The organism is Streptomyces sp. NPDC059477 (assembly GCF_042749375.1).
GTDB lineage: Bacteria > Actinomycetota > Actinomycetes > Streptomycetales > Streptomycetaceae > Streptomyces.
Genome location: NZ_JBHYUG010000017.1, coordinates 97,857 through 121,374, shown reverse-complemented (window position 1 = coordinate 121,374; position 23,518 = coordinate 97,857). Strand labels below are relative to the sequence as shown.

The following is a 23,518-nucleotide window of genomic DNA, read 5'->3' as shown; positions in this document are numbered from 1 at the left end:
GCTCGTGGCGAGGGCCTCGCGCATGATGTTGGTGAGCATCTCGTCGATCTCGGCCCGTTCGATGCGGGCGCGCAGCCGGTACCGCCAGCCGGGGACGTCGAACGTGGCGAACTCCAGCTGGGGATCGTCGCGCTTGCGGAACGCCCACAGCACGGCCCGCATGGCGGTAACGTCCTGCGTCCGTAGCCGGTCCTCCACCACCCGCCAGGGCACGCCCACCAGGCCCTCGATGAAGGCGGCCTCCAGGGCGGACAGGTCCCCGGTCGACACCCGCTCGGTGGTGCCGTCGTCCTGCCGCAGGGAAACGATCATGTGCTGCTGCTCCTTCTACTCAAGGTCCCGGCGGACATCGCCCAGGACGCGTTCGACCTCGGCCCGCATGCGCGGGGTCCCGGCCTGCACGGTGCGCGTCCACCAGCCGGCCGGCCGCGCCCACTGCGTCGCCCACCGGGAGCGGTTACCGAACACGGGGTGCCGCAGCCGCCCCTCGTTGACCTGCTTCGGGACGCCGGTAGTCCCGGGCTCCAACTGGGTCCAGTCCATCCACACCCGCGCGCCGGGGCTGGCGCCCTGCCTGACGCTGATCCGGACTCCGCCGGCGAGCATCGCGCGGAAGGGCCTGGTCGTGGGCGAGGGGCCGCCGTGGGGGATGCGTCCGTCGCGGTTGCGCTTGCGGCCCTCCGAAGCCAAGGGCTGTGTGCGGATGGCCTGCTGGAGGTCGCGGTGCAGCGGCTCGGCCGCCCGGCGCAGGCGGCGGGCCAGGTTCTGCCGGAGCCGGGGTCCGCCCGCCGCGCGCAGACGGCGGGACAGCATCACCAGCTGGCCGGTGCCCGTGATCTGTACGGAGCTGGGCATGTCATCAGGCCGGGATGGTGACGTTCTCGGCGGGCTCGGACGTGATCGCGAACTGGCACATGATCTGCGCCGCACTGTCCAGTTCACGGACCTTGGCCTGGCTCGTGACCTGCACCGCGTACACGTCCATCGGCTGCCCGGCCACGTCACCCTCGTCCATCCACACGATGAACCCGGTGGCCTCGCGCGTGAGGAGCGTCCGCACGTCGTCGCCGTCCCTGGACGCCCAGAACGTCAGGCTGGACTCGGAGGCGGTGATCTCGCCCGGCACCGTTGGGGTGAAGCGCGAGCCGAGAGCCGCGGTCGGCACGGTGGCGGACGTGGTCTGCCACCCGGCCATCGCGCCGGTCTCACTCTCCAGCGCTGTCCCGGCGTTGATCTCGGTCCGGGTCGGCGCGTTCTTGTTCGCGATCGTCGGCACCCACAGCACCTTCGTGGTGCCGCGCCTGTAGTAGCGGATGCTCGCGTTGATCGGAGTCGCCATCAGCTCTCATCTCCTTTCGTCCGGCGGCGCCTCGCCGTCGGCGTCTTCCTGGTCGGGGCGTCCTCGGCGATCTGCCAGCCCGCCGCCTGGTGGTGCGGCACGGCCGCCTCGTCCACCTCGATCGGCTGGTCCGGCAGATCGGGGTGGGTCATCGTCACGCGGGCCATCAGACCGGCACCCGGATCACGGCCACCGTCATGGAGGTCACGGCGTCGTACGTGATGTTCGCGCGGCCCGTGCCCGGGTTCCGGTAGTCGTTCGTGACCGGGATGCCGACCTCGGCGCCCGCCGCCACGGCGATCGCCCTGTCGGCGATGGCGAGGCCGTTCACGGTGCCCGGCGTCACCAGGGTCACCGTGTGCGCGGCGCTGTCGCCGTTCTTGACGAGCAGCAGTACCCCGGCGCCGGTGGGCGCGGTGTCCCCGCCCCCGGCGGCGGCGGTGTAGGTGACGGCGGCGCCGGTCAGCGGCATCACCACGGCGGTCAGTGCAGCCATGTGGGGTCTCCTCCTTCTAGATGAATCCGCGGCCGGCCACGGTCAGCAGCACCCGCGCCTGCGCGCCCTGCACGGTCTGGTCCTGCACCAGCCGGGTCCCTCCGATACCGGCCTCCAGCCCGTCCAGGCCGAGACTCGGCGACTCCCGCAGCCACGCCGTGACCCGCTCGCCGATCTCGTACGCGCGGGTGCGGGCGGCCACGATGTCGGTGTCGCCGCGGTTGGCGATGGCGGCCACGGTGATCTGGAACTGTTCTTCCTGGGAGGTGCCGAGCCCGGCGGCCTCGATGACGGACTGTGCCGCCTCGAAATCGCCGGACGGGTCGCCGTCGAATCCGATGATCAGCCAGTCCTGTGCGGCCGACTCGGTCACCTCGGGGCCGTCCGCCACGGCGACGTCGGCCAGCTCCGGGTCTGTGCGGGCGAGCGCGGCCAGGGCCTCGATCACCTCGGGCACACGGGAGTTCATCGCGGTCATGCGAATCCTGGTCCTTGGTTGTCCGGACCGAACAGCTGGACGGCCCGGTTGGGGATGGCGTAGCCGAGGCCGGGGATCGGCTCGGTCACGCTGAAGTCGTCGGTGGCGCCGGGCAGGCCGCCGCTGCGGCTGGGGCGCTGGGTGCGCCACAGGTGCTGGAGGATGATCCGCGCGGCGCCGCTGATGTTCTCCGTGACGACCGGTCGTCCGGCCCGGTAGCGGCAGCGGACGGGGCCGTGGATGAGGCCGCCGTCCTTGCGGGTGACGATGCCGGCCGGGCCGTCCAGGTTCAGCCGCTCCGGGTCGTAGACGGTGCCGCCGTCGAGGAGCGGGTCGACGGCCAGGACCTCCAGCGCCGGGGGGTGGCGCAGGGTGAGGGCCTCCACCACCCTGACGGCGTGGTCCTCGGTCACCGTGCGGACCACGACCGGGCCGGTGAAGTACTCCACGGCCGTGGTCGTGGCGTTGTTCCAGAACCTGACCTCGTCGTCGTCGCCGGTGTCGCGGTGGCCTTTGAGGTTCAGGTGGTCGCGGGCGTCCTGCATGGACAGGATCGCCGGGGACTGCTCGGGTCTCACGTCGAGGACGTCGGTGTAGGCGTGGACGGGGCCGGTGAACGCCCAGCGAACGGTGTGCCGCCCGGCCACCGTGGTGATGTAGTCGGCCTGGTAGCTGCCGGGTGTCCCGGTCTCCTCGGCGGCCGGGGTGGCAGTGGTCCCGTCGGGCAGGGTCACCGTCACCACCGCGGTGGTCGCGGTGGCGGGCGTGCCGCCGGGGTCCCGGCACTGTGCGGTCAGGCGCGCGGTGGTACCGAGGTCGTACGGCACGGTTCACCGCCTCACTTGGTGCGGGCGGTGCGCCGCAGCCTGGACTCGGCGGCGGTTTCCCGGCCGTCCGGCGCCGGGACGCCGAGCCGCTCCAGCTCGGCGTCGACGGCGGCGACCCGGTCGGGGCGGCCCTGGCGGGCGTAGCCGTCGCGCTCGCGCAGCAGCGCCGCCGCATACGCCTCGTCGGCTGTCGGCACCTGCGTGACGGTGGTCTCGCCGGTGCGGATGTTGGTCGCGTTCTCCTGCTCGGGCATGTCTGCCTCCCTGATGGCGGGAGCCCCGGCCGTCACAGGCCGGGGCCCGGGTCGGCTCAGAACGTCGGGGTGGCCAGACCGGTACCGGCGATGACCGAGATGGCCTTCGGGTAGCGGGAGGCGTGCAGGGCCGCGTAGTTGTAGAACCTGAGCAGCACGGACAGCTGGTCGGCCTTCGTCTCGCGGAACGCCTCGGACTTCGGGGTGCCCTCGAAGAAGATGACGTCCGTCGAGCGCAGGGTGATGATGCGGTCCTCGTTGGTGGCGCCGCCGAGGTTGACCGGGATGTTCGGGTCGAGGAAGACGGGCAGGCCGTGCCACGTCCCGACGAAGCCTTCCGAGACGACGCCGGACATCGCCGCGAGCACGTTCTGCGGCATATTCGCCGCGGGCACCACCAGCGGGCGCCCGGCGGTGTCGACGGCCGCGGTCATCCACGCCCACCGCCGCGGGTGCATCAGGTGCTTGTCGGCGGGCATGAAGCGGCCGGTGTGAATCTGCTGGACCGCGTCCGCGGCCTTCGGGTACAGCTCGGCCACCGTCGGGTTCGCGTCGGTGAAGGTGATCGCGTTCAGCCCGGACACGTTCAGCAGACCGACCTTGTTGGTGGCGTTGTTCGACAGGACGAACACGTCGGCCTTGACCGCGTAGTCCGCGGCCAGGTCCGCCAGCAGGATGTCGTCCATGTTGATCGGCGACTGGTCCAGCAGCTGCTGGGACACGACCTGCTGCCCGGCGATCGTCGTCACGTTCGCGGTGATGCTGTTGGTGGTCGCGTCGGTGTTCTGCACGGCCGTGTTCTGGCTTGCCTGCTCGGCGACCGCAGTCCCGGATGCGAGCCGCGGCAGGCTGATGGAGTCGGTGCCCGGCGGCAGCGCCATCGACCGCACCTGGTCGGCGGCGACCCGCCCGGCCCGCGCCAGCTCGATGTAGTCGTTGACCATCCACAGCGGCGGCACGAACTCGCCGCCCGCACCATCCGTGGTGGACAGCGCACGGGCCTCCAGGCCCTCGATGCCCTTGAGGGCCTCCTCGGCGCCACGGGCGATCCGCTCCAGCCGCGCACTGACCTCCCGGTCATTGCGGGACAGCCGCTCGGCCGCCGCCGAATCGCCCTTCATCTGGGCCCGGAACAGGTCCCGGAAGTACGAGGTCCGCCCGCCCTTGCGGTAGGTCTCCGGCTCCGAGGTGACACTCACGCGCTCGCGGCGCTCGCCGGCCTGGCCGTGCCGGGCGTGGATCGCGGCGGCCCGCTGCTCGCGCTGCTCGTCCTCCTCCAGATCCTTGATCCGGGCGTCCATCTGCTCGATCTCCGTGTCCGCGGTGCGGATCTGAGTCCGCTTCGCGTCGAACGCGGTCTGCTCGTCGGCGGACAGCTTCTCCCGGCCGGCGTCCTCGGCCGCCTTGACGATGCGGTCGAGGTCGGTCTTCAGCGCGGCCCGTGCTTCGAGCGCGCTCTGCATCTGCTTGCGCAGGTAGGCGAGCATCGGCTCGCTCCCTTCAGAGGGGGTGGGTGTGGGTCGCGCCCGCGTGCCGTCCGGGTGGTGACCCAGGTGGTGACGCCCGTGCGCGGGCATGCCGCGGGGCGCTCCGGCGTGGGCTCCGGCGCGTTCGGGTGGTGCAGGCGACAGATGCGCTACAGGCCGATCACGGCGGCCTGAGCGGCGTACAGGGACAGCGTCTTCGGCTCCGCCTCGGCGGGCTGGAACCGGCGCTGGAGGCGCTCGAACAGCGCCCTCGCGTCCGCCTCGTCGAGACGGTCGAAGTCGGCCGCGCGCACTGCGCCGACCGACGTTGCGGGGTTCGCCCCGAAGTTCACCACGGAGACGTCGCCGCGGTGCAGGTCCACTTCGAGGATGTCCCGCTGGTCGTAGTCCGGCGACCACTGCTGGCGGGTCACCCGGAACGCGAACGACATCTCGTCCACGCTGCCTTCGTCCAGCGCGGCCAGCATGTCCCCGACGTCCGAGCGCCGGGTGGTGACGTCGGCCTCCATGTGCAGGCCCGTCGTGTCCTCCGAAAGCCGCAGGCTCCCCGCCTTGGTGTAGGCCATGGCGAGGCCGCCGTGGTTCAGCAGCAGCTGCACCTGAGGCGTCTCCGCGAGGGTCTTCGCGAACGCCCCGGTGCGCACAACCTCCGAGTAGGGGCCGAGCCAGTCCCACATCTCGAACGGCGCCTCGGTGACGGAGGCGTAGCCCTCGATCGTGGACACGTCCGGCACGCCCTTCTTGGCGCGGACCTCCAGCCGCACGGGGAACGCGCGCCGCTCCGTCCCGCCGGGCTTCTTCGCCCTGGCACTCCTGTCGCTCACGGCGTCCCTCCTTCCTGCCGGTCCTGCCGGTCGATCTGCACCTTCGGCGCGGTCCCCTCCAAGGGCACATCACCCCACGGCACGGGCTTCTGGTCCTCCAGGTCCCGGACCTCGTTCGGCGTCGTCCACCGGTTCTGCAACGCGAGCGCGTGTGCCCGGAACCTGGTCAGCAGGTCCGTGCGGGCCAGGGCCTTGCGGTTGAGCTTCACGTACTGCCCCGGCGGCAGCAGCGCGCTCAGCATCCGCTCCGTGCGCACCAGCCACCGGTCCAGCGTGTACGTCAGCAAGTCGATGCTGCGCTGCTCGACGTTGGCGTAGGTCATCGACCCGCCCGTCTCATAGCCCAGCACCTCCGCCATGCCAGGCCCGTAGACCCGCGCGCACTCCGCGGCCGTGTACTGCTGCGTCTCCAGGAACTGCGACTCCTCCGGGGCGACCTGGATCGCCTGGAACTTCCAGCCGCCCCCGAGGACCAGCGGCTCGCGGGTGCCGCGCAGCGCGGCCATGAACCGCTCCTTCGCCGTCGCCGCCTTCTCCTGGTTCAGGTTCTGCTCGGTCGTCAGCATCCCCGAGGGGTGCGCGCCGTCCTGGAACCACTGCTGCCCGAACCTGGTCGCCGCGATCCCCAGACCGATCGTCGTCGCGTGGTGCGCCACCGGGGACAGGCCCATCAGCCGGCCGGAGATGGGATAGGCCCGCTGGTGCCACATCTCCGCCGCAGGGACTTCCTCGCCGCCCGCCCGCCACTGCGGCAGGCCGGTCTTCAGGCTCCGCCAGCCCTGCACCTCGTCCGGGTGGTACAGCACGATCTGCGTCGGCAGGCCGATCCGGTCCCGCGCGGCCACCCGGCCGTTGCTGTTCCCCCGCAGCAGCAGCGAGACGATGTACTGGTAGATCCAGTCCGCCGTGCCGTACCCCTCCCCCGACGGATCCTCCAGCACCGGCGGCAGCGGCAGCTCCCGCCGGGCGGCACCGGTGCCCTCGTAGACGTCGATCGGGAGGATCGAGGTCAGCGAGGCGATCAGGTCGACGCTGGACCAGACGGCGACCTTCTGGAGGCTCGCCTCGGCCTGGGCGAGGTTGACCCGCGAGAACACCGACGAGGACGACGGGCGCGGGATCGGCGGCTCCGCGAACGGGGCGCGCTGCTCGCGCGGGCCGAAGAACACGCTCACCGCCGCCTCCAGTCCGCCAGCAGACAGAACACCCCGGCCACGGCGAGCCCCGCAGGCACGTACACCAGCCAGGCCGCCGCCGACGCCAGCACCGCCCCCGCGACCCCGGGCAGATACCGCGCCGTCCAACCGGCCGCCGACGCCACCGAACCGAGCAGCTTCGCGCGCATGGGGGCCTCCCTCACCAGATGTTGTCGAGCGCGTCGACCGTCTCCTCGACGTCCGCGCCGAGCCCCCACTTCGCCAGCGTCCCCGCCACCAGCGGGCTGATGTCCACCGACACGATCCGCCGCGCCCACGCCCACGCGTCCCCCAGCGGGCGCTGCTGCGCACCGGCCAGCGCCGACGCCAGCGGCGCGTCGTCGAAGTGCGTCAGGGACTGCGTCGTCGTCGCGTCGTAGAACTGCCCGCACGCAGCCGCCATCTCCCGCGCCTTCGGCTTGACCACCTCGATGCCGAGGCCGCTCTCCTCGTCCTCCAGATCCCCGATCAGGGACGCCGCAGGACTGGCCGGGTCGATCACCCAGCACCGCGGGCTGTACTTCGCGTGCAGCTCCTTCGCCCGGCCCAGGATCCAGCCCGTACCGGGCCGGTGATCGACCACCGTGACGTGCGTGCCGCCCAGGTACGGGAACGCCGCGCAGATCGCCGCGTGCGACCGCTCCGGCGTCATGTCGATCGACAGCGCCACCGGACCCGCCGCCCGCGCCCCGGCGACCGCCGACACCTCGCCGACCGCCAGGGCCCGCCACGCCTCCTCGGCGATCACCTGCCACGTGTCCGCCGTATCGGACGGGTAGTCACCCACGCCGAGCCTCTCCCTCAGATACCCGCCGCTGCTCAGCGTGGCCCGCTCCCGCGCGACCTTCTCCAGCGTCAGCCGGTAGCCGACACCCGGGTTCGACTTCAGCACCGCCTCGTCGGAGGCCGGATCGTCGTGCGCCGTGCAGTCCCTCGGGCACTCGGTGACGTGCGGGTCCGCCGACCACTCCATGTAGGCCAGCGACTCGTCCGGCACCCCCGCCTCGACCGCGGCCAGCGCCCGCCGCCGCAGACGCCCCAGCTGCACCGACGGGGCACCGATCCCGGCGCTGCCCAGATACCAGATCTGCGGGTCACGGACCGCGGCCATCGTGGGCAGCAGTGCGTCCATCTCGTTGTCGCCGAGGATCATGTCCTCGTCCATCACGTTGCAGTGCCCGGTGAAGCCCCGGCCCGAGCCTTTGGATCGGGCGATGAACCGCAGCCACTGCCCCGTGTGCAGCTCGATGCCTTCCTCGCCCACCGTCTGCCGGTACGTCCTCACCCGTTTGTGCAGGTCAGGGGTCTGACGGATCAGACGCTCGATCCGCTTGAACGCGTTCTTCGCCGTCTTGAACTCATGCGCCGAGTGCAGGATCAGTTCCTCGCCGCCGATGAACAGCCCCCACAGCTCACGGGCCTCGATGATCCCGCCCTTGCCGTTCTGCCGCGGCACGTTCACCGCGACCTCGAAGGCGGCCCAACTCCCATCCGGCTTCTCACCCATCCCGACCCGCAGGATGTGCTGCTGCCACGGGTCCAGGACCAGCCCCGCCCGCGCGGCCAGGTCGATCGCCTCCTGGCCCGCGCTCGACACGGCCGGGGGCGCGGTCTGGATCGGCGGGATCTGCCAGCCGCAGACGGGACCGTCAGCCGCCGGCGGCCCGCTCGGCGGCAGCGGCCCGGCGCTTCGCTCGCTGCTCAGCAATGTCATCGACCGCGTCCCCCTTCGTCTCGACCGGGGCGAGTCTGCGCAGATCGGCCATCACGGCACGGAGTTCACGGGCGGCAGCCGCACGGGCCGTCGCAGCGTCGGTCTCATCGATGGCGCGGGCCAGGGACACGGCGAGTTCGGCCAGACCCGGCGAGACCGGCTCGACACCGAGCTGTCCGATCTCGGCGTTGACCGCGTCGGTGACCGCCCCCATCACGCCCCCTCAACCGATCAGAGCAAGCTGCTGCGAACCCCGCGGACCCTTCACGCTGTTACAGCGGAAGCACGCCAACTGGACATTCGCCCGGGTGTCATCCCCGCCCTCACAGACCGGGATGACGTGGTCGATCGTCGGCGCCTTCGGGTGCGGGACCACCTGTTTCATCGCCACCCGTCTACGGCACAACCGGCATACGAACCGGTCACGGGCCGCTATCGCCGCCAGCGTGTACTGCTCCGACACCCCGCCACGCTTAGCCGCCCGACGACGACGGTTCTTCGCCTGCCAGTACAAACGCTGCCGCTCACGCGCTTCTGGGGACAGCCCGCCCCGGGGCCCGGAGCCGGGCTTGTTGGGGCCCGCACACGACTGCGAGCACCACCGCTGCGTCCGGCGTAGCTGTCGGTACGAACTGCCGCATGCCTCGCAGACGGCGAGGGGGCGCCGAACTTTGCGCTCGGCGTAGGTGCGGGTATCTGGCTTCCTGGCCATGAGGTCTCCCGGAAATGCGGAAGGCCCGAGCCGGGAGACTCGGGCCTTCCTGCCCGTCGTGATCAAGCGACGGGTGTCCTAGTGGCTGTGATCTTGCTTCAGCGGATTAGCGGTGTTCACACAACGTGACATCACTCAGAGTGACGGTCGCTAAAAGGGCCGAACTGAGTTCGCGCGAAATGATCTTCCAAAACGGCCGCGCAAAAAACCGAGCGCGAAGGGCGTTTGGGTCGCCCGCTCCCCCCACCAAAAAGGCGTCGGCCCTGTTCACCACTCCAGGGTCTGACCTGCTGCTCCTGTGCGGTGGGTGACGGTGCGCGACCGGTACCAGCGGGTGGCGACCCTGCGCATGTCGGGGTCGCGCATGGCTTCGATGCGCTGCATGACGATGCTGCGGCCGGGGTCGACGGTGACGATCCGTGCGTCGAGCCGCTTGTACCTGGCCAGGGCCTTGGCGCTCGGCATGGTGTGGATGAGCCACAGCGGCGCGGTCTCGTGGTGCCGGACTGCCTCGTCGATGGCGGCGAACCGGGCGCGGTGGGCGACCTTGAGGAGTGCCTCGTGGTGGTGCCACTGCGGTGCGCCGGGCCCGGCGAGGGCGACGGCGATTCTGTCGAGGTCGATCACGATGTCGGTGGCCTTGGCGTGCGCGGTGATGTAGCTGCTCTTGCCGGAGGCTGGCGGACCCGTCACGACTGTGATCACGGCGGGCCCTCCTGTTCGGGGCGGGTATGCGCACGGCCCGCCGTCACGGGATGTGAGGACGGGCCGTCTGGTCGCCGGTGCCGGATGGGGTCTCAGTTGCCGAAGGGCGGCCGGCCGCTGCCCTTGATGTCCATGTCGGTTGCGGCGCTCTTCGCGGTGAAGGCTGCCTCACGGTCTCCGATGCAGAGCTTGCGGTCGCGGGCGTTGAAGATGTCCCAGGCCGCTCCGCTGTCCGGTACTTCCAGGGATCCGTACCACTCGTTGGACGTGCTGGTAAGGCGGGCTGTCGCCTCGTACTCGGTGCCGTCTGCGATGACCGTGGCCGGTCCGTTGTATGTCGTCATGAGGCCATGGTTGCTGACGGGACTGACAGCGGACTCTCCGTCACCACCTCAGCGACGGTCCTGCGGGGCGGTGGGGCGTGGTGCGGTCCCGCTTGCGGGAGTTGCACGCTCTGTGGCAGGCACGGAGGTTCGCGGGGTCGAGGAGGGCGCCGCCTCGTGCGAGGGGGGTGACGTGGTCGACGGTGAACGACATGGGGTGTCGGGGGTCGAGGCTGAGGTTGATGTGGTGGCCGCAGATCCAGCAGGGTTCGCCGCGTCTGCGGATCTCGGCGGTGAGACGCCGCCAGGGGCGCCCGTTGCGGGGGTTTCCGGCCACGGGCGCCACCTCCGGAGTCAGTGGGCGGGGATGGTGGCGCCTTCCTCGATGAGTTCGTTGGTGATGTCCTCTAGGGCCTGGTCCATCTCTTCGTCGGTGAGGTCGCCGCAGGCGACGGCTCCGGCGGTGCCGTCGACTTCTTCGGTGGTGTCGAGCATCTCGCTCTCGATCCAGGCCCGGCATTCGTCGGGGATGCCCGTGTCGGCGGGGATGGGTTCGGCAGGGGCGGGCGGTTCGGAGGTGGCGTCGAGCGCATCGTCCGCTGCATCTTCAACGGTCTTCTCGGCTTCGCTGCTGTCCAGCCATTCCTTGCTGGCTTCCCCTGCGAGGCTCTCCAGGGTCTTGTCGTCGAGGCCGTCGCACGCGGCGGGCCGGCTGCCTTCCTTGCCGGTCTCCGTGGCCTCTTTGAGCTGGTCGACCATGGCGGCCTTGCAGGCTTCTGGGCTGGCCTCGGTGTCACTGCTGCATGCGGCGGTGAGGAGGGCGAGTGCGAGGAGTGGGGCGTACAGGGTGGTGCGGGTCTTCATGGTCCCCCCGGGACTGTTGATGCCGGAGAGGGCATCATGCGGCCTGTGGGGGTGCCGTGTTGACGGCGTGTCCGTGTTGTGACGTCGCTGTCCCGGGCATGAAGAAGGCCCCGCTGGTGGGCAGGGCCTGGATGTCTGGGGTGCCGGTTGAGGGCACAGTTGTACACGGAGATCGTCACACAGGGTCTGACCTGCGGTCAAGCGGTGGCGCGTTGGCGGCGTTCGGCGAGCAGGGCGGCGACGTCCTGGGCGGTGAACCAGGGGTGGCGTTGGGTGCCCCCGGCGCGGGTCAGCTTGCCTCGGTAGACGAGGTTGCGGACGGCGCCGGGGGTGGTACCGAGGGCGCGGGCGACGTCACTGGTGCGGTAGTAGCCGGGCGGGGCGTGGTGTGGCTCCATGCCGCCAGTGTGCCGGGCCGGTTACCAGTTGCGTGGCTCCATCAGGACGTCGTCGGCACCGGGCGGCCGGTATCCGGGCGGGAACGGCGGCTCCGTCGAGTAGCCCTCGGGCGCCGCATCGTGCGGGCCGCAGCCGCAGATGCTGCTGTGGTGCGTGAAGCAGTCCGGCTCCTCAGCCGGGGCGTCGTACACCTCTTCGGCCATGGGTTCTCCTGTGAGGTGAGGGGGTCAGCTGGCCAGGGTCTTGGCCAGCTCCATGTACGCGCGGGCGATGTCGGTCCAGGCGGCGGCGGCCTGGGCGAATGCGGGCACGGAGTCCTGGCCGCCGTTGAGGAGAGCCGAGATCTGGGCGGATTCGCCCATCTCTGATGCCTTTTTGAGGGCGTCCTGGGCGTTGCTGAGCGCCTGAGCGCGGTCCATACGGGGTTCCTTTGCAGTGGTCTAGTTGATCGTGTCGAACTCGATGGTTTCCAGCCGGTCGGGGGCTTCGGCTTCGGCTTCGTCGTTCCCCTGCTGGTCGATCAGGGAGCAGGCGCACTCGCCGCGCTCCGGCCAGAGGATCATGGGGCAGCCGCTGAGGTGTCCGCCTGCGTGGTTGATGGGGTCGGTGGTCACGGATGGTGCCTCTCAGCGTTGGTTGGCGGTCTGGTGGGCGGGGCGGAGAGCTGCGACTCCTTGGGCCCATGCTGCGGCAGTGCCCGGCCGGACAAGCCGGTCCGGCCGGGCACTGGCGTCGGCTACCTTCGGCTGGCGCTGTGGGCGCCGGCCCGGCGAGCGTTGAGGACGGCGCTGTGGCGACGCCGGTTGGCTTCCGCCGGGATCTCGGCGACCGCCTCCAGCGTCTGGCGGATCAGGTCGGCGTTCGCGGCCGGGGCGCCGGTGGATGCCTCGTGCTCGGCGAGCAGCTCGGTGACCAGGGCGGTGAGCCGTGTGATGCGCGGGTCCCGCAGCGGCTCGGGCGGCACGTCGACGTACGTCTCACGGAACACAGTGGCGTCTATCTCCTCCGGTTCCGTGTGCGTCTTGTCGGTGCTCCACTGCGCGGTGTCCTGGTCCTGCTTCATGCGCTGCAACTGGAGGACGGGCCGGTGCTCGGTGCCCCATCCGATCCTGTAGTAGGCGCCTTGGGGAGACTTCCAGATGTAGGACATCACGCCTCCACGGTGCAGGTGCTCGGAGCACTGTCGTGGTCGGCGGACTCGATCCGGGAGCAGTCGCCGGGGCGTGGCGCGGTGCCGTGGACGTGGGCGGAGCCTGCGTTGCGCAGGTCGTCGTGGGCGTCGCGGCTGGCGCTGCGTGCGGCCTCCAGGGCGGCCTCGACCTCGGGGGTGAACCGGCCGCCGCCGTCGACGGGGCCGAGTTCTATGGCGGACAGGTCGATCGCGGACCAGGACGCCTTCCGGGCGGCGTTGATCAGGCGGGGGTCGTTGGTGATGAGTTCGAGGTGGTCACGCGCGAGGGTGACCTCGCTGCGGGCACGGAAACGCGCGGCCCGGGCCTCCGGCGTCTCGGTCTCGCCTTCACGGATGCCTGCGATCTGCAACCAGAACAGTTCCCGGTAGGTGAGCACTGCGGCGAGCAGCGCGCGGACGGCTTCGGCGACCTGCTGGCGGTGCTGCTCCTCGTGTGCGCGACGGGCTGCCCAGTGCTGGAGGAATCCGGCGAGGGCACCGCCGGCGAGGGTGCCGAGTACGGCAACGATCGTGGGCCACATGGGAGTTCATCCTTCCGTAGTGGTGTCGGCCGGCGGGCCGGATCGGGACGGCCGCCGGGTGCGGGTGGTGTGCCAGTGGTGCACGCGGTGCGCTTCCTGGTGGATGGCGTACCGGGCGGCGTCCTCGGGTTGCGCGCCGAGTGCGGTGGTGAGGACGGTGAGGTTGCGGCGGGTCTGCGGGTCGTCGGGGAGCAGCAGACCGGCCGCAGCGGGGGCCGCAGGTTCGGGGTCGGGTGCGGGTGTGGGCGGGGTGTGGTCGCGGAGGTCCCTGCGCACGGTGTCGGGGGAAACTTCCAGCTCAGCGCCGATTTCGGTGGGGTTCATGCCGTGGTCGGTGAGGTGGGCGACGATGATGCGGCGGGTCGCACGGGACATCGCAGCCATCACGCACCACCCCGTTCGGCGGTGATGGCGACCGCGATGGAGCGCAGACGCATGTGCAGCGCGGTGGCGGCGCGGATCATGGCCTGCGGGTCGTGGATGTTGGCGCCCTCGGTCTCATCGAGGAGCCGGCGGGCGAGCCGCAGTTCGCCGTCCAGGGACAGCGGCGGCAGGTCGCCCATGTCCATGTCCGGGTCGAACAGCGGGTGGTGGATGGCCGGTGCGGGCGTGTCGGTGAAGGCGGTGTACGCGGGCAGGGGCTGGGCAGTGGCTCGCTGGGCCTGGCCGAGGGCGTAGTCCTCGCGGCACTGGGCGTGCAGGGCGGCGAGGGCGGGGGAAGTTGCGGGCGCGTCGGGGCGCGGGGAATGATCGGCCATAGCCGTGCTCCTGTCGTGATCAGGGTGTTCGGTCAGGCCCTCGTCCGGTGTTGGTAGCACCGGCGGGGGCCGCTTCAGTTGTGGTGACAGAGCCGCCGTAGCGGGTGTCATGACACCCACCGTAGGGCCTGGTGTCATGACACCGCAAGGGCTAGCCTCTGGGTGTCATGACGAGAGTGGAGAGCTGATGCCGAACGTCGAGAAGACGCCCCGCCAGACCGTGCGGGTCGATGCCGACCTGTGGGCCAGGGCGGGCGCCGCTGTCGGCGATCGGAACAGGGGCGCGGCGATCCGTGAGTTCCTGCGCTGGCTCACGCACGAGACGGATGAGCTTCCCCCACGCCCGCCGAAGCCGGAGTAGCTGTCGCGGCCGGCTGGTAGTACGAGAGCAGTAGCCAGTCCTGCTCGGTCGCGTACTGGCATCCGCACCACGAGCAGGTCAGGGCTGTCTCTCCGGTCTTGTGCCGGATCGGCGCCCCGCACGCCGCACCCTCCGCGTCCACGGATACGCACCGCCCGATCAGCTTCCCCCGGTCCGGGAGCGCGCCGATGACGGACAGGGCCGCGCCCTCCATCTCCCGTACCTCCCGCGCCAGATCCCCGGCGGCCGGGTAGGCGGCGGCGATCCAGTCCAGGGTCATACCGAGCCACCGCGCGGCGGCCATCACGCGGTGCTCGATGGTTCCGGAGACGGCCGGCTCACCCCAGCCGCGCGCCCGCTGTACGTCGGCCCGCCACCCTTCGAGGACCAGGACGATCCCGGTGTGACGGAGGTCGAGGACCGCCTCGTTCACGGGCAGGGACGCTGCTGCCTCACCGCTGGACACGCGCTCGGGGCTGCCGTGGACCGCCGGGGCCAGGAAGCCTTCCAGGGCTGTGTAGAGCTTCGGCAGGCGGTCCAGGGTCAGGGCGAGGGCTGCCGTATGCCGGTCGCACAGGTACCGGTCCTCGGTCGGGTCGCCGCACAGGTCACAGGCGGTCAGCACGCCGTCTCCTTCGCGGGCGCGGCCGGGACGGCAGACGCGGTGAGCGCGCGGACGGCCGCCCGGTAGCGGCGGGCCTTCGCCACCGCCTCGTCGCTCCAGCCGTGCGCCTGCTGCATCTCCTCCATCGTGCCGTGCACGCACGTCTCGTCGTGCTCCGCCTGCTCGCAGTCCCAGCCGAGAATGACGGCGTACAGCCAGGCGTCGACGCGGTAGGTGCCCCAGTCGCGGGAGCTGGTGGCGATGAGGCGGCCGAGGCCCTCGAACAGCGAGGCGAGCGTCTCGGTGTCGGGCTGCTGCGCCCCGGCTCCGTCGGTCGCCAGCAGCGGCCACGGGCCGGGTCCTTCGAGGCGCTGCTCGGGGTGGACGTGGGTGAAGTGGGCGCGTGCGTCGGTGGCGTACCGGAGGGTGACCGGGTATGGGCAGAGGGGGCAGTGGACCGGGCCGTCGGTGAGATCGACGACGGTGGTCAGCTCCGGCTGCTGTGGCTCGGCGGCCAGACGGTGCAGCGAGTCCAGCGCGGCCTGGTCCTCGGCGGTGAACCCGTCCTCCGCCCAGATCGCTTCCTGGGCCTGGTCGAGCGCGTAGGCCAGCATCGTGCGCTCGGCGTCGGTCAGGACGGCGGCCCGAGTGGCGGCCGGCGTCAGCACCCTGAGCACCGCGTCGGCGCGGCTGTAGGCGTTCGCCACGACGGTCTCCGAACGCCGGACCGCCGCGTACTGCACGCTGTTGTTGCGCTCGGCCCACGCCATGAGCGCCTCGGCGATGCGGTCGCGGAGGGCGGTGTCAGTGCCCGCGTCTACGCTGGGCGGTACATCATCAGCGTCTGCTGGCTGCGACGCTGCGAGCCTCCCGCCCGGCCCGGCCGTGTGGGGGGCTCGCGTCGTGTCCGGGACGTCCATCGAGGGCTCCTTCACGGTGTGCTGGGCGGGAATCGGTCGGGCCAGAGCTGGGCGAGGTAGGCGGCGACTTCCGGTGTCGGGCCGGGCGGGCGGGTCCCGTCCGGCCACGCGCCGGGCCGGGACCGGGCCAGCCGGACCGGCCGCTGCGGGACGGGCCGCTGTCGGGGCGTCTTGACGGGCAGGCCGCTCGACATGAGGACCAGCGCGGCCAGATCGCCCTGCGCGCGGGCGGCGGCGATGTCCTCCGCCGTCAGCCCGCTCACGACAGGGCCATGTCGACGAACCGCGAATAGTGCAGCTGTGCGGCCACGGTGATCGTGGCTGTCGGTCCCGCCCTGTGCTTGCCGACGATCAGGTCGGCCTCACCGGCGCGGGGGGACTCCTTGTCGTAGGCGTCCTCGCGGTGCAGCAGGATCACCATGTCCGCGTCCTGCTCCAAAGATCCGGACTCGCGGAGATCGGCGACCTGGGGCTTCTTGTCGGTGCGCTGCTCGGGCCCGCGGTTGAGCTGGGCGAGGACCACGACCGGGACCTCCAGTTCCTTCGCCATGAGTTTGATCGAGCGGCTCATGTCCGAGACTTCCTGCTGCCGGTTCTCCTGCCGCCTCGACGTCCCGGAGGTGAGGAGCTGGAGGTAGTCGATGACGACCAGGTCCAGGCCGCCGCGCTGCTTCAGGCGGCGGCAGCGGGCCTTGATCTGCATGACCGTCTGGTTCGGGGTCGCGTCGATCGTCAGGGGGGCCTTGCCGATCCGCGCCGAGTTGTCGGCGAACCGCACCCAGTCGCTGTCGGTCATCGTGCCGCCGCGGATGTGGTGCAGCCCGATCCTGGCCTCGGCGGACAGGACACGGTGCTGCACCTCCCGGCGGGACATCTCCAGGCTGAAGAACACCGACGGGCGGCCGTGCCGGACGGAGCAGGAGCGGACCATGTCGACACCGAGGGTGGACTTTCCGAGTGCGGGCCGCCCGGCGACGATGACGACCTGCCCGGGGTGCAGGCCGTGGGTGAGGGCGTCGAGGTCGGCGAAGCCGGTGGGGACGCCCATCGCGCGGCCGTCGCGCTGGAGGGCCTCCAGTTCGGCGGCCATCTTCGCGAGGTCGTCGCCGATCAGCGCGGCGTCCGGGTCCTCGCGGATCTGGGCGGCGTCGTTCAGCTCGGCCTGGGCGGCGTCCATGCTCTCGGTCGCGTCGGCTCCGTCGTAGCCGAGCTGGACGATCCGCGTGCCCGCCTTGATCATGCGGCGGCGCCTCGCGCAGTCCCGGACGATCGTCGCGTAGTGCTCGGCGTGCGCGGCGGTGGGCACGGCCTGCACCAGGGCGTGGACGAAGGGGGCGCCGCCCGCCTTGGTGAGGGTGCCCTGTTCGCGCAGGTGGTTCGTGAGGGTGATCGGGTCGACGGGGTCGCCGGCCGCGTGCAGGGCGGTGATCGCGGCGTAGGCCAGTTCGTGCTCGGGCTGGTGGAAGTCGCCGGGGCCGTCGAGGACTTCGACGGCGTCGGCGATGGCCTCGGGCGACAGGAGCATGCCGCCGAGGACGGACCGCTCGGCGTCGAGGTCGTGGGGCGGGACGCGGGTGAAGTCGTCGCTCACGGCCGGGTCTCCTTGCGGCGGTCGTCGCCCTTGAGGGTGATCCGGTCGCACATCTCGGTGAGGCGGGACGCGACCCGGCTGCCGACGGCGTTCGCGAGCTGCTTGGGCGGCACGTTGCTGGTGTAGATGCCGGGCAGGCACTGCTCGTACCGGTGGTTGATCACGCGGTAGGTGGTTTCCTCGGTCCACTCGGACAGCTTGGCCGCGCCGAGGTCGTCGATGAACAGCAGGTCGGCGCGGGCGACTTCCCGCAGGGCCTGTTCGTCGTCGCGTCCCTGGGTGGGCCGCAGGTGGGCGAAGAGGTCCGGTTCGGTGTAGGCCCGCCACCGCATCCGCAGGCCGGTCCCTGCGACGGCGTGGAGCGCTCCGTAGGCGAAGTGGGTCTTGCCGGTGCCGGTGGGGCCGAGGACCAGCAGCGAGGGCGCCTGGTGGGGGTTCTGGGTCACGGACGCCGCCCAGGCGCTGCCCGCGGTGTCGGGGCGGGCTGAGGCGTAGCGGCGCGGGACGTGCTGGTTCCAGTAGGCCATGCTCCGCTCGCGGTGGGTGTCGAGCTGCCGCAGGAAGTAGTCCCTCAGGAACCCGGTCTCCGCGGCGGTCAGCGCGGCCAGGGGCAGGCGTCCGGCGAAGTGCTCGTCGAAGCGGTGGGGGGTGTCCTCGCCGAGGTGGAGGGTTTCGCTGGGGGTGGGCAGCGCGTAGGAGGCGGCCGGGATGTTCAGGCCGGTGAAGTCGATGGTCCGGCGGGGCCGGGGGGCGGGCTGGTCGTTCATCAGATGAGTCCCTCGTCGTACTCGTCGTGGTTCTCGGGGTTCTGGAAGGGGCCGGAGCGCTGCTGCCCGCGGATCTTGCCGAGGGCGATGTCGATGGTCGCGCCGGAGATCGACCGGCCCTCGCGGGCTACGTGGTCGAGGGCGCGGGCGCAGTCGTCGCGTTCGACGCCGTTGCCGATCGCGGTCCGGATGACACCGCGGACGGCGATGAAGGACTGGGCGCGGCCCTTGCCGTGGCGCTCCCAGAACGCGGCGGTCAGGTCGTCGGCGACCTGATGCGGGTTGGGCTTCTTCTCGCTGCTGCTGCGCTTCTTCTTGCTGCGCGCGGCAGCGCTTGCCGGTGTGGGTGATGTGGGAGTGGTGGTATGTGAAGAGGGGGTAGCCCCGGCTCCTTCTGAAGGAGCGGTGGCTCCTTGTGAAGGAGCGGTGGCTCCTTCTGAACGAGCCCCGGCTACCCCTTCCGTGCCGGGATCCTCAGTGGAAGGGGTAGCCACGGCTCCTTGTGAAGGAGCCACCGCTCCCCCTTGGAAGTCGGGCACCCTGAACGTCATCCGCTTGCCGGGGACCGCGTAGAGAGTGCGGCCGTCCTTGCCCGTGCCGATCGGGACACGGAACTCCCAACCGGCGTCAGCGAGCCGCTTGAGGGCGTTCCGTACGACGTTCACGTCCTTGGCGCCGGTCCACTCGACAAGGTCGTCCAGGGACGCGTGGCTCGTCCGTCCTTCGCCGCGAGCGTCGTCGGCGATCTCCAGGGCGACCGCCCGCTGTAGACCGGTGATCTTCGGCCCGAGGGCGGTACGGAGTTCGCGGCGCAGCTCATACCCCATCGCCGGACCACCCTCCCGACGTGGTGACCCGCACGCCGGAGAACGGCGCGACTGTCGGGCCCATGTGGATCAACTGAAGCTCTTTTCGTCGTGCACCGGCAGAGAAGGCGGGAGGGCTGCGGCCCGGCCGTGAACCGGGCCGCAGCGCCCCCGGTCAGCCGGGCGTTCGCAGCCGGTTGACCGTCCTCTCGTGGTCCGCGCTGATCCACTTCAGGTGGTTCCGCACCCGCTGTACGAAGTACGAGTGACGGGTCCCGGCAGGCACGTGGATCTCGATGCGCCGCGCGGACAGGAAGAACGCGCCCGCGATGGCGCGGGGGAGTTCCACATGCAGGCGCATCGCGTCCTCGCCCACCCGGACGACGACGGTGTGGCAGTCGCTGGCCCGGATGGTCTGCTCGTACAGCGCGCGGGACACGTCGTCCTGGGTGGCGTAGTGGCCGGTGAGGTCGACGGTGACGACCAGGCGGACGTCCGGCACGGACACCTCGACGGTGGCCGGGCAATCTGCGTCCGTCGCTTTGACGGACGCAGACTCGGGGTGGTGCTCGGTCACAGGAGGATCCCCCCGTCCGTGAACATGTCGACGGCGGTGTGCAGGGCGAGGCGGAAACCCTCGCTGTCGTTGGCGGCCCGGGCCGCTTCCGCTACGGCTTCGATCGCGTCGAGGGCGAGGTTGAACGCCTCGTCCACGGGCGTGCGGGCGGGCATGTCCGCCCACTTCCCGGCGACACCCGGCACTCTGACGAGCGCTTGAGGGGCGCCGGTGAGCTGTTCCGGATGGGTGCTCACGCGGCTGCCCTCCGGTGCTGGGGCTGGTGGAATGCGGTGCGGATGACGGCGCGCTGCTCGTCCGTGAGCGGCGGGGCGGCGTCAACGATGCGGTCGATACGCGCCCAATAGGCGGCGTTCCGCACGGGGTCCGGGTCACGGACGGGACGGTCGGGGCGGGCCCGGCGGCCGGTACCCACAGGGGCGGACACCGGCGCCTCGGTCGTGGCCGGGGCGCTCACGCCGGAACCTTCGCCCGCTCGTCGACCAGGGCGAGAGCACGGGCCAGGGAGTCCCACACACCGGTCGGGTTCCCCGACTCCAGGATCATCCCGGCCGTCGTGTCGAGGGCCACGCCGAGGAAATCACCGTGCTCCCGCTTGAACCCCTCGATCCTCCGCAGAGCACGGACGACATCGGGCCGGGCCTCGGCGTGCGCGCCGGCCAGCCGCTCGGTCGCGTCCGTGAGGCTCCAGCCGGCCGGGACCAGGTACGAGGCGGGCTCGCCGTCGTCTCGGGTGATGACCCGTGGTGCGGCGACGGTGCTGCCCAGCTCGATGTTCAGGCGCAGCCGGGACGCCTCGCGGAACAGGGCGGTGATGTCCGGGCCCATCGCGTCGAGGGCGACCTCGCGGACTGCGCAGCCGTGCCGGCGCAGGATGAGGCGGGCGAGCCAGACGGCGGTGCCGGGGTTGGCGAGATGCCGGTCGTAGACGACGACGGCCGTTCCGTCGGTCGGGCGGACGTCGCGGAGGTAGGCGGCATAGCCGTCGTTGATGGGGCCTCGCCGGACCGTGAGGGTGAGGTCGCGGGGGATGGTGGTCATGCTGCACCTCCCAGCTGGAAGGCGGTCAGGTGGCCGTGCAACTGTCGGAGCGTGCCCACCAGCTCTTCGAGACGGCCGATAGCCGCTTCGAGGGCGGGCCCGTCGAGGTTCGAGCAGTTCCCCCTGCTCTCCCACACGTGCACCGTCGGGAAGTCCGTCGCCTCGGGGTCGAAGCCGATCTGCGCGACCAGGCCCACGGGGTCGCTCAGACCATCGGTCAGAACCGCGTGATGCAGAGCACCGAGGTGCTCCACCCACATCTGGCCCTCGTCCTCGTGGGCGATGCACGCACCCGACTCGCACCACGGGTAGTGCACAGCGGCCAGGGCGTGCAGCCGGGGCACCATGTCGGTGGCGATCCGCGCGGCCTTCTCGGGCGTGTACTGCTCCGGGACCGCCTCCTTCAACGCGACGTCGACCACCTCAGGAAGGGCGGCGATCAGCCGGTCCAGGCTGAAGCCGGCGCCCTGGGGGGTGATGGTCTGCTGCGTCATCGGGGCACCTCCGAGAACGCCCGCTCCAGCACCGGGACCGGGTAGATGTTGATCTGGCCGAACGTGGCGTCCTGCCTGCGGTGCGGCTCGGTGCCCTGCTCGCGCATGAGCGCGGTGGCGCGCTTGCCGATCTGGGCCAGGTACGGGCGGCTGGTGGGGTGGTCGTGGAGCTTGGCGTAGGCGAGGGCGGTGAATTCCTCGTACTGCCCCTCGATCGCCGCCACCTTCGCGGCGGTCACGGCCTGCGCCTGCTCGATCGAGGCGAGACGGTGTTCCTGGGCGACGAGTTCCTGCGCCATCTGGAGCACGAGTTCCGCACCCGTCGCCGGGCGGGCGGACTCCTGTACGGCCAACTCGGCCTCGCGGGTCTTCCCAGCGAAGTACATCTGGGCGGCGGCGACCTCGGCCTTGTTCGGGTCGCCGTTCATCGCCAGCAGGTACGCGGCCGTGCGGCTCAGCTCGTAGTCCTCCTGCGACGGGCCCCGGCTGCCGGAAACTTTCCCCGATCGGGCAAAGTTCTCGGCAACGTCCAGGCCCTGGTTGTTGGCCGTAGTCATGGCGCGGGCGAGCGGGGTCTTCAGCTTGCTCCACTGGCTGTAGCCCATGAGGGGCTGCATCTCGCGGGCACCCCAGTACTCCGAGCCGTCCGGGCGGACCCGGCGGATCGCGTCGAACGGGGAGGTCACGGCGGGCGCGGTGGGGACGCGCTGTGCGGTCTGGATCGACGGCAAGGCCGCCGACGTGGGATTGTGGGACATGAGCTTCCGATCCCTTACTTAGCGGTAGGTGCGGATTTGCTCGACAGAGGCGACCCGGCTGGACCCCGGGTCGCTTCGTCGTTTCCGGCAGACGGTTCCGGCTGGACCCCGGAAGCGGTGCCGTTGGTCTCGGCTGCGACCTCGTGGATCTGGCAGCCGAGCGCGTCGGTGATCTTCTTGAGTGTCTCGGGACGCGGCTGCCGTTGGCCGTTCTCGATGCGGCTGAGCGCTGCCCCGCTGATCCCCGCCAACGCGGCGAACCGGTTCATGCCATGACCCAGCTCGATGCGCCGACGACGGATGAGTAGTCCGTCCGTCTCCATGGCGAAGACGTTAGTCAACGAGTGTCAACAAAGCAAGAGGAGAGTTAACGAGTGCGAGTGTTGGTGTTCCTTGATTGAGATTGGTGTCACTCGATGGTGAGGTGGCGTTGCCTGACGCGTCGCCTCGCCCTACTGTTGATGACAGATGTTGCCGATCGTTGACAGGAGTGCGAGATGTCTCTCCCCCAGCACTCAATGGCGTGGGAGCGCCTGGGTGCCCGCATCCGGGCTGATCGTGAGCGCCAAGGCTTGAGCAGGAAAGCGCTGGCCGAACGCGCTGGCGTGTCTGTCGGGAGTGTCCAGTCGGCGGAGAAGGGCATCGTCCCAAAGGGGCGCTGGCCTCAGTCACTCAGCGCCATCGAAAAGGCTTTGACGTGGGGGCCAGACAGTATGCGCCGCATTCTTCAAGGCGGTGACCCGTATTACCAAACCTCGAACGAGGATAATTTCCTCACGTCGGCGGGAGAAGTTGACTACGATCCGGGGATTCCTGCTTCCGAGCAGAACTTGGAAGCAACTCAAGCCCGCTCGGTCCAGGCTGGTAAGTACGTCCCGCTGGGGACGGCCAAAGTGGTCGAGACGTCTGCCGCTCTCAAGGCGTCAGCACGTCTGGCGGTGGGAGAATTCGAGATTACCCCCTGGCGCCTACCGCAGGATGTTTTCGCCCGGCAGATGAGGCGATACCGAAGGCTTCAGGGAATTTCCACCGATGAGCTTGCGAAGCGTGTCGCTGAAATGGATGGCAGCCTGGACAGGCTGGCGATCGAGAAGGTGGAGGCCAACACGCGAGCCGTGCGTCCTGCCGAAGCTGACGTGCTCGCGGAAGCGCTTGGGGTTTCAGTTGACTGGCTACTCGGGTCCGGGTACCGATCCGACTCGCCAGAAGAACTTACTGCGCCCCCAGATGAAGAAGAACTCACGATTGAGTCTGACGCAATTTTCCATCGTCTGCGCGAGGCCGCTGCCCGGGTGAACCTTGCGATTCAGAGGCAGGCAGACGCTGCGGAACGGTCTGCCAGAGCAGAAGATGAGGCCAGATATGCCCGGATGGCGGCGGAAACAGCAATTGCCGAGAGGGCCAAACTTGAGAGTCGGTTGAACTACCTACTCGGGCGGCTCGACACAATCCGCGTAGCCAGGGGTGAGGAGGTCCACCCGCCTTATCTTCCAGATGGCGATTGACTGGA

At 70.5% G+C, this 23,518-nt stretch carries 40 protein-coding genes and 1 pseudogene; 1 reads left to right on the top strand and 40 read right to left on the bottom strand.

The features are described from left to right. From ACFXAZ_RS12240 to ACFXAZ_RS12045, 40 genes and pseudogenes are all read right to left on the bottom strand, one after another. Positions 1 to 312 (bottom strand): hypothetical protein (locus ACFXAZ_RS12240; RefSeq protein WP_384588373.1); only part of this gene is annotated, 312 nt, incomplete at its 3' end. Between the two features lie 15 nt (positions 313 to 327). Then, positions 328 to 855 (bottom strand): hypothetical protein, encoded by a 528-nt coding sequence (locus ACFXAZ_RS12235; protein ID WP_384588370.1) that lies wholly within the window; start codon positions 853 to 855, stop codon positions 328 to 330. A gap of 4 nt (positions 856 to 859) precedes the next feature. Further along, positions 860 to 1,339: a hypothetical protein gene (locus tag ACFXAZ_RS12230; protein ID WP_384588366.1), complete on the bottom strand. Its 480-nt coding sequence runs from the start codon at positions 1,337 to 1,339 to the stop codon at positions 860 to 862. Beyond that, on the bottom strand, positions 1,339 to 1,497 hold the full coding sequence (locus ACFXAZ_RS12225; protein WP_384588363.1) for a hypothetical protein: 159 nt from the start codon (positions 1,495 to 1,497) through the stop codon (positions 1,339 to 1,341). The genes ACFXAZ_RS12230 and ACFXAZ_RS12225 overlap by 1 nt, the downstream gene beginning before the upstream one ends. A gap of 8 nt (positions 1,498 to 1,505) precedes the next feature. After that, on the bottom strand, positions 1,506 to 1,835 hold the full coding sequence (locus tag ACFXAZ_RS12220; RefSeq protein WP_384588360.1) for a hypothetical protein: 330 nt from the start codon (positions 1,833 to 1,835) through the stop codon (positions 1,506 to 1,508). 16 nt (positions 1,836 to 1,851) lie between these two features. Then, positions 1,852 to 2,313, bottom strand: a complete 462-nt coding sequence (locus ACFXAZ_RS12215; RefSeq protein WP_384588357.1) for a hypothetical protein — start codon at positions 2,311 to 2,313, stop codon at positions 1,852 to 1,854. Further along, a complete protein-coding gene (locus tag ACFXAZ_RS12210; protein WP_384588354.1) occupies positions 2,310 to 3,140 on the bottom strand; it encodes a hypothetical protein in 831 nt (276 codons plus the stop codon). Before ACFXAZ_RS12210 ends, ACFXAZ_RS12215 begins: the two co-directional genes overlap by 4 nt. Before the next feature lie 11 nt (positions 3,141 to 3,151). After that, positions 3,152 to 3,394, bottom strand: coding sequence for a hypothetical protein (locus ACFXAZ_RS12205; RefSeq protein ID WP_384588351.1), 243 nt, complete (start codon positions 3,392 to 3,394; stop codon positions 3,152 to 3,154). A gap of 56 nt (positions 3,395 to 3,450) precedes the next feature. Beyond that, on the bottom strand, positions 3,451 to 4,881 hold the full coding sequence (locus ACFXAZ_RS12200; RefSeq protein ID WP_384588347.1) for a phage major capsid protein: 1,431 nt from the start codon (positions 4,879 to 4,881) through the stop codon (positions 3,451 to 3,453). A 149-nt stretch (positions 4,882 to 5,030) separates the two neighbouring features. Next, positions 5,031 to 5,705 carry an HK97 family phage prohead protease gene (locus tag ACFXAZ_RS12195; RefSeq protein ID WP_384588344.1) on the bottom strand — a complete coding sequence of 225 codons (675 nt, stop codon included), beginning with the start codon at positions 5,703 to 5,705 and terminating at the stop codon, positions 5,031 to 5,033. Then, positions 5,702 to 6,880 carry a phage portal protein gene (locus ACFXAZ_RS12190; protein ID WP_384588341.1) on the bottom strand — a complete coding sequence of 393 codons (1,179 nt, stop codon included), beginning with the start codon at positions 6,878 to 6,880 and terminating at the stop codon, positions 5,702 to 5,704. The genes ACFXAZ_RS12195 and ACFXAZ_RS12190 overlap by 4 nt, the downstream gene beginning before the upstream one ends. Beyond that, positions 6,877 to 7,050 carry a hypothetical protein gene (locus ACFXAZ_RS12185; protein WP_384588337.1) on the bottom strand — a complete coding sequence of 58 codons (174 nt, stop codon included), beginning with the start codon at positions 7,048 to 7,050 and terminating at the stop codon, positions 6,877 to 6,879. The genes ACFXAZ_RS12190 and ACFXAZ_RS12185 overlap by 4 nt, the downstream gene beginning before the upstream one ends. An 11-nt stretch (positions 7,051 to 7,061) precedes the next feature. After that, complete coding sequence (locus ACFXAZ_RS12180) at positions 7,062 to 8,615, bottom strand: terminase (protein WP_384588334.1); 1,554 nt, start codon at positions 8,613 to 8,615, stop codon at positions 7,062 to 7,064. Continuing rightward, positions 8,551 to 8,829 carry a hypothetical protein gene (locus ACFXAZ_RS12175; RefSeq protein WP_384588331.1) on the bottom strand — a complete coding sequence of 93 codons (279 nt, stop codon included), beginning with the start codon at positions 8,827 to 8,829 and terminating at the stop codon, positions 8,551 to 8,553. Before ACFXAZ_RS12175 ends, ACFXAZ_RS12180 begins: the two co-directional genes overlap by 65 nt. Before the next feature lie 9 nt (positions 8,830 to 8,838). Beyond that, complete coding sequence (locus ACFXAZ_RS12170; protein ID WP_384588328.1) at positions 8,839 to 9,327, bottom strand: HNH endonuclease; 489 nt, start codon at positions 9,325 to 9,327, stop codon at positions 8,839 to 8,841. Between the two features lie 267 nt (positions 9,328 to 9,594). Next, the gene (locus ACFXAZ_RS12165) at positions 9,595 to 10,032 is read right to left on the bottom strand and encodes a hypothetical protein (protein ID WP_384588323.1); all 438 of its coding nucleotides are present in this window, start codon (positions 10,030 to 10,032) and stop codon (positions 9,595 to 9,597) included. A 92-nt stretch (positions 10,033 to 10,124) separates the two neighbouring features. Continuing rightward, positions 10,125 to 10,376, bottom strand: a complete 252-nt coding sequence (locus ACFXAZ_RS12160) for a hypothetical protein (RefSeq protein ID WP_384588320.1) — start codon at positions 10,374 to 10,376, stop codon at positions 10,125 to 10,127. 40 nt (positions 10,377 to 10,416) lie between these two features. Then, positions 10,417 to 10,692, bottom strand: coding sequence for an HNH endonuclease (locus ACFXAZ_RS12155; RefSeq protein ID WP_384588317.1), 276 nt, complete (start codon positions 10,690 to 10,692; stop codon positions 10,417 to 10,419). A 17-nt stretch (positions 10,693 to 10,709) separates the two neighbouring features. Next, positions 10,710 to 11,219 (bottom strand): hypothetical protein, encoded by a 510-nt coding sequence (locus tag ACFXAZ_RS12150; RefSeq protein WP_384588314.1) that lies wholly within the window; start codon positions 11,217 to 11,219, stop codon positions 10,710 to 10,712. Between the two features lie 197 nt (positions 11,220 to 11,416). Beyond that, the gene (locus ACFXAZ_RS12145) at positions 11,417 to 11,617 is read right to left on the bottom strand and encodes a hypothetical protein (protein WP_384588311.1); all 201 of its coding nucleotides are present in this window, start codon (positions 11,615 to 11,617) and stop codon (positions 11,417 to 11,419) included. Positions 11,618 to 11,638: 21 nt separating this feature from the next. After that, complete coding sequence (locus tag ACFXAZ_RS12140; protein ID WP_384588308.1) at positions 11,639 to 11,821, bottom strand: hypothetical protein; 183 nt, start codon at positions 11,819 to 11,821, stop codon at positions 11,639 to 11,641. Between the two features lie 24 nt (positions 11,822 to 11,845). After that, positions 11,846 to 12,037: a hypothetical protein gene (locus tag ACFXAZ_RS12135; RefSeq protein ID WP_384588305.1), complete on the bottom strand. Its 192-nt coding sequence runs from the start codon at positions 12,035 to 12,037 to the stop codon at positions 11,846 to 11,848. Between the two features lie 21 nt (positions 12,038 to 12,058). Further along, on the bottom strand, positions 12,059 to 12,232 hold the full coding sequence (locus ACFXAZ_RS12130) for a hypothetical protein (protein WP_384588302.1): 174 nt from the start codon (positions 12,230 to 12,232) through the stop codon (positions 12,059 to 12,061). 122 nt (positions 12,233 to 12,354) lie between these two features. Beyond that, positions 12,355 to 12,768 (bottom strand): hypothetical protein, encoded by a 414-nt coding sequence (locus ACFXAZ_RS12125; RefSeq protein ID WP_384588299.1) that lies wholly within the window; start codon positions 12,766 to 12,768, stop codon positions 12,355 to 12,357. Then, on the bottom strand, positions 12,768 to 13,331 hold the full coding sequence (locus tag ACFXAZ_RS12120) for a hypothetical protein (protein WP_384588296.1): 564 nt from the start codon (positions 13,329 to 13,331) through the stop codon (positions 12,768 to 12,770). Before ACFXAZ_RS12120 ends, ACFXAZ_RS12125 begins: the two co-directional genes overlap by 1 nt. Before the next feature lie 6 nt (positions 13,332 to 13,337). Further along, entirely contained in the window at positions 13,338 to 13,706 is a 369-nt protein-coding gene (locus ACFXAZ_RS12115) for a hypothetical protein (RefSeq protein ID WP_384588293.1), read from the bottom strand. An 8-nt stretch (positions 13,707 to 13,714) separates the two neighbouring features. Then, positions 13,715 to 14,089 carry a hypothetical protein gene (locus ACFXAZ_RS12110; protein ID WP_384588290.1) on the bottom strand — a complete coding sequence of 125 codons (375 nt, stop codon included), beginning with the start codon at positions 14,087 to 14,089 and terminating at the stop codon, positions 13,715 to 13,717. 311 nt (positions 14,090 to 14,400) lie between these two features. After that, positions 14,401 to 15,075 carry a hypothetical protein gene (locus tag ACFXAZ_RS12105; protein WP_384588287.1) on the bottom strand — a complete coding sequence of 225 codons (675 nt, stop codon included), beginning with the start codon at positions 15,073 to 15,075 and terminating at the stop codon, positions 14,401 to 14,403. Continuing rightward, on the bottom strand, positions 15,069 to 15,974 hold the full coding sequence (locus ACFXAZ_RS12100) for a hypothetical protein (RefSeq protein ID WP_384588284.1): 906 nt from the start codon (positions 15,972 to 15,974) through the stop codon (positions 15,069 to 15,071). Before ACFXAZ_RS12100 ends, ACFXAZ_RS12105 begins: the two co-directional genes overlap by 7 nt. Positions 15,975 to 15,985: 11 nt before the next feature. Further along, positions 15,986 to 16,237, bottom strand: a complete 252-nt coding sequence (locus ACFXAZ_RS12095) for a hypothetical protein (protein ID WP_384588281.1) — start codon at positions 16,235 to 16,237, stop codon at positions 15,986 to 15,988. Further along, positions 16,234 to 17,706 (bottom strand): replicative DNA helicase, encoded by a 1,473-nt coding sequence (gene dnaB, locus ACFXAZ_RS12090; RefSeq protein ID WP_384588278.1) that lies wholly within the window; start codon positions 17,704 to 17,706, stop codon positions 16,234 to 16,236. Before dnaB ends, ACFXAZ_RS12095 begins: the two co-directional genes overlap by 4 nt. Next, positions 17,631 to 18,092, bottom strand: a pseudogene (locus tag ACFXAZ_RS12085) (ATP-binding protein); the annotation flags it as partial. The pseudogene ACFXAZ_RS12085 and the gene dnaB, both read right to left, overlap by 76 nt. Before the next feature lie 239 nt (positions 18,093 to 18,331). Then, positions 18,332 to 19,159, bottom strand: a complete 828-nt coding sequence (locus tag ACFXAZ_RS12080; protein ID WP_384588275.1) for a hypothetical protein — start codon at positions 19,157 to 19,159, stop codon at positions 18,332 to 18,334. 154 nt (positions 19,160 to 19,313) lie between these two features. Continuing rightward, positions 19,314 to 19,715, bottom strand: a complete 402-nt coding sequence (locus ACFXAZ_RS12075; RefSeq protein ID WP_384588272.1) for a hypothetical protein — start codon at positions 19,713 to 19,715, stop codon at positions 19,314 to 19,316. Next, positions 19,712 to 19,951: a hypothetical protein gene (locus ACFXAZ_RS12070; RefSeq protein ID WP_384588269.1), complete on the bottom strand. Its 240-nt coding sequence runs from the start codon at positions 19,949 to 19,951 to the stop codon at positions 19,712 to 19,714. The genes ACFXAZ_RS12075 and ACFXAZ_RS12070 overlap by 4 nt, the downstream gene beginning before the upstream one ends. Then, positions 19,948 to 20,172 carry a hypothetical protein gene (locus ACFXAZ_RS12065; RefSeq protein WP_384588266.1) on the bottom strand — a complete coding sequence of 75 codons (225 nt, stop codon included), beginning with the start codon at positions 20,170 to 20,172 and terminating at the stop codon, positions 19,948 to 19,950. Before ACFXAZ_RS12065 ends, ACFXAZ_RS12070 begins: the two co-directional genes overlap by 4 nt. Beyond that, the gene (locus ACFXAZ_RS12060; RefSeq protein ID WP_384588263.1) at positions 20,169 to 20,756 is read right to left on the bottom strand and encodes a hypothetical protein; all 588 of its coding nucleotides are present in this window, start codon (positions 20,754 to 20,756) and stop codon (positions 20,169 to 20,171) included. Before ACFXAZ_RS12060 ends, ACFXAZ_RS12065 begins: the two co-directional genes overlap by 4 nt. Beyond that, positions 20,753 to 21,250 carry a hypothetical protein gene (locus ACFXAZ_RS12055; RefSeq protein WP_384588260.1) on the bottom strand — a complete coding sequence of 166 codons (498 nt, stop codon included), beginning with the start codon at positions 21,248 to 21,250 and terminating at the stop codon, positions 20,753 to 20,755. Before ACFXAZ_RS12055 ends, ACFXAZ_RS12060 begins: the two co-directional genes overlap by 4 nt. Continuing rightward, complete coding sequence (locus tag ACFXAZ_RS12050; protein WP_384588257.1) at positions 21,247 to 22,008, bottom strand: hypothetical protein; 762 nt, start codon at positions 22,006 to 22,008, stop codon at positions 21,247 to 21,249. Before ACFXAZ_RS12050 ends, ACFXAZ_RS12055 begins: the two co-directional genes overlap by 4 nt. Before the next feature lie 14 nt (positions 22,009 to 22,022). Continuing rightward, positions 22,023 to 22,331 carry a helix-turn-helix domain-containing protein gene (locus ACFXAZ_RS12045; protein ID WP_384588254.1) on the bottom strand — a complete coding sequence of 103 codons (309 nt, stop codon included), beginning with the start codon at positions 22,329 to 22,331 and terminating at the stop codon, positions 22,023 to 22,025. 174 nt (positions 22,332 to 22,505) lie between these two features. Here ACFXAZ_RS12045 and ACFXAZ_RS12040 point away from each other — a divergent pair, with 174 nt between their 5' ends. Then, positions 22,506 to 23,513, top strand: a complete 1,008-nt coding sequence (locus tag ACFXAZ_RS12040) for a helix-turn-helix domain-containing protein (RefSeq protein ID WP_384588251.1) — start codon at positions 22,506 to 22,508, stop codon at positions 23,511 to 23,513. The last annotated feature ends 5 nt before the right edge of the window (positions 23,514 to 23,518 follow it).

What these genes read in the sequence shown, in the direction of transcription:
- ACFXAZ_RS12135 (WP_384588305.1), bottom strand. Translation starts at nt 12,037, where the DNA reads ATGGACCGCGCTCAGGCGCTCAGCAACGCCCAGGACGCCCTCAAAAAG.
- ACFXAZ_RS12050 (WP_384588257.1), bottom strand. Translation starts at nt 22,008, where the DNA reads ATGTCCCACAATCCCACGTCGGCGGCCTTGCCGTCGATCCAGACCGCA.
- ACFXAZ_RS12055 (WP_384588260.1), bottom strand. Translation starts at nt 21,250, where the DNA reads ATGACGCAGCAGACCATCACCCCCCAGGGCGCCGGCTTCAGCCTGGAC.
- ACFXAZ_RS12180 (WP_384588334.1), bottom strand. Translation starts at nt 8,615, where the DNA reads ATGACATTGCTGAGCAGCGAGCGAAGCGCCGGGCCGCTGCCGCCGAGC.
- ACFXAZ_RS12110 (WP_384588290.1), bottom strand. Translation starts at nt 14,089, where the DNA reads ATGGCCGATCATTCCCCGCGCCCCGACGCGCCCGCAACTTCCCCCGCC.
- ACFXAZ_RS12185 (WP_384588337.1), bottom strand. Translation starts at nt 7,050, where the DNA reads ATGCGCGCGAAGCTGCTCGGTTCGGTGGCGTCGGCGGCCGGTTGGACG.
- ACFXAZ_RS12115 (WP_384588293.1), bottom strand. Translation starts at nt 13,706, where the DNA reads ATGTCCCGTGCGACCCGCCGCATCATCGTCGCCCACCTCACCGACCAC.
- ACFXAZ_RS12230 (WP_384588366.1), bottom strand. Translation starts at nt 1,339, where the DNA reads ATGGCGACTCCGATCAACGCGAGCATCCGCTACTACAGGCGCGGCACC.
- ACFXAZ_RS12215 (WP_384588357.1), bottom strand. Translation starts at nt 2,313, where the DNA reads ATGACCGCGATGAACTCCCGTGTGCCCGAGGTGATCGAGGCCCTGGCC.
- ACFXAZ_RS12140 (WP_384588308.1), bottom strand. Translation starts at nt 11,821, where the DNA reads ATGGCCGAAGAGGTGTACGACGCCCCGGCTGAGGAGCCGGACTGCTTC.
- ACFXAZ_RS12235 (WP_384588370.1), bottom strand. Translation starts at nt 855, where the DNA reads ATGCCCAGCTCCGTACAGATCACGGGCACCGGCCAGCTGGTGATGCTG.
- ACFXAZ_RS12205 (WP_384588351.1), bottom strand. Translation starts at nt 3,394, where the DNA reads ATGCCCGAGCAGGAGAACGCGACCAACATCCGCACCGGCGAGACCACC.
- ACFXAZ_RS12125 (WP_384588299.1), bottom strand. Translation starts at nt 12,768, where the DNA reads ATGTCCTACATCTGGAAGTCTCCCCAAGGCGCCTACTACAGGATCGGA.
- ACFXAZ_RS12220 (WP_384588360.1), bottom strand. Translation starts at nt 1,835, where the DNA reads ATGGCTGCACTGACCGCCGTGGTGATGCCGCTGACCGGCGCCGCCGTC.
- ACFXAZ_RS12160 (WP_384588320.1), bottom strand. Translation starts at nt 10,376, where the DNA reads ATGACGACATACAACGGACCGGCCACGGTCATCGCAGACGGCACCGAG.
- ACFXAZ_RS12170 (WP_384588328.1), bottom strand. Translation starts at nt 9,327, where the DNA reads ATGGCCAGGAAGCCAGATACCCGCACCTACGCCGAGCGCAAAGTTCGG.
- ACFXAZ_RS12100 (WP_384588284.1), bottom strand. Translation starts at nt 15,974, where the DNA reads ATGGACGTCCCGGACACGACGCGAGCCCCCCACACGGCCGGGCCGGGC.
- ACFXAZ_RS12080 (WP_384588275.1), bottom strand. Translation starts at nt 19,159, where the DNA reads ATGGGGTATGAGCTGCGCCGCGAACTCCGTACCGCCCTCGGGCCGAAG.
- ACFXAZ_RS12045 (WP_384588254.1), bottom strand. Translation starts at nt 22,331, where the DNA reads ATGGAGACGGACGGACTACTCATCCGTCGTCGGCGCATCGAGCTGGGT.
- ACFXAZ_RS12150 (WP_384588314.1), bottom strand. Translation starts at nt 11,219, where the DNA reads ATGAAGACCCGCACCACCCTGTACGCCCCACTCCTCGCACTCGCCCTC.
- ACFXAZ_RS12200 (WP_384588347.1), bottom strand. Translation starts at nt 4,881, where the DNA reads ATGCTCGCCTACCTGCGCAAGCAGATGCAGAGCGCGCTCGAAGCACGG.
- ACFXAZ_RS12145 (WP_384588311.1), bottom strand. Translation starts at nt 11,617, where the DNA reads ATGGAGCCACACCACGCCCCGCCCGGCTACTACCGCACCAGTGACGTC.
- ACFXAZ_RS12040 (WP_384588251.1), top strand. Translation starts at nt 22,506, where the DNA reads ATGTCTCTCCCCCAGCACTCAATGGCGTGGGAGCGCCTGGGTGCCCGC.
- ACFXAZ_RS12120 (WP_384588296.1), bottom strand. Translation starts at nt 13,331, where the DNA reads ATGTGGCCCACGATCGTTGCCGTACTCGGCACCCTCGCCGGCGGTGCC.
- ACFXAZ_RS12060 (WP_384588263.1), bottom strand. Translation starts at nt 20,756, where the DNA reads ATGACCACCATCCCCCGCGACCTCACCCTCACGGTCCGGCGAGGCCCC.
- ACFXAZ_RS12175 (WP_384588331.1), bottom strand. Translation starts at nt 8,829, where the DNA reads ATGGGGGCGGTCACCGACGCGGTCAACGCCGAGATCGGACAGCTCGGT.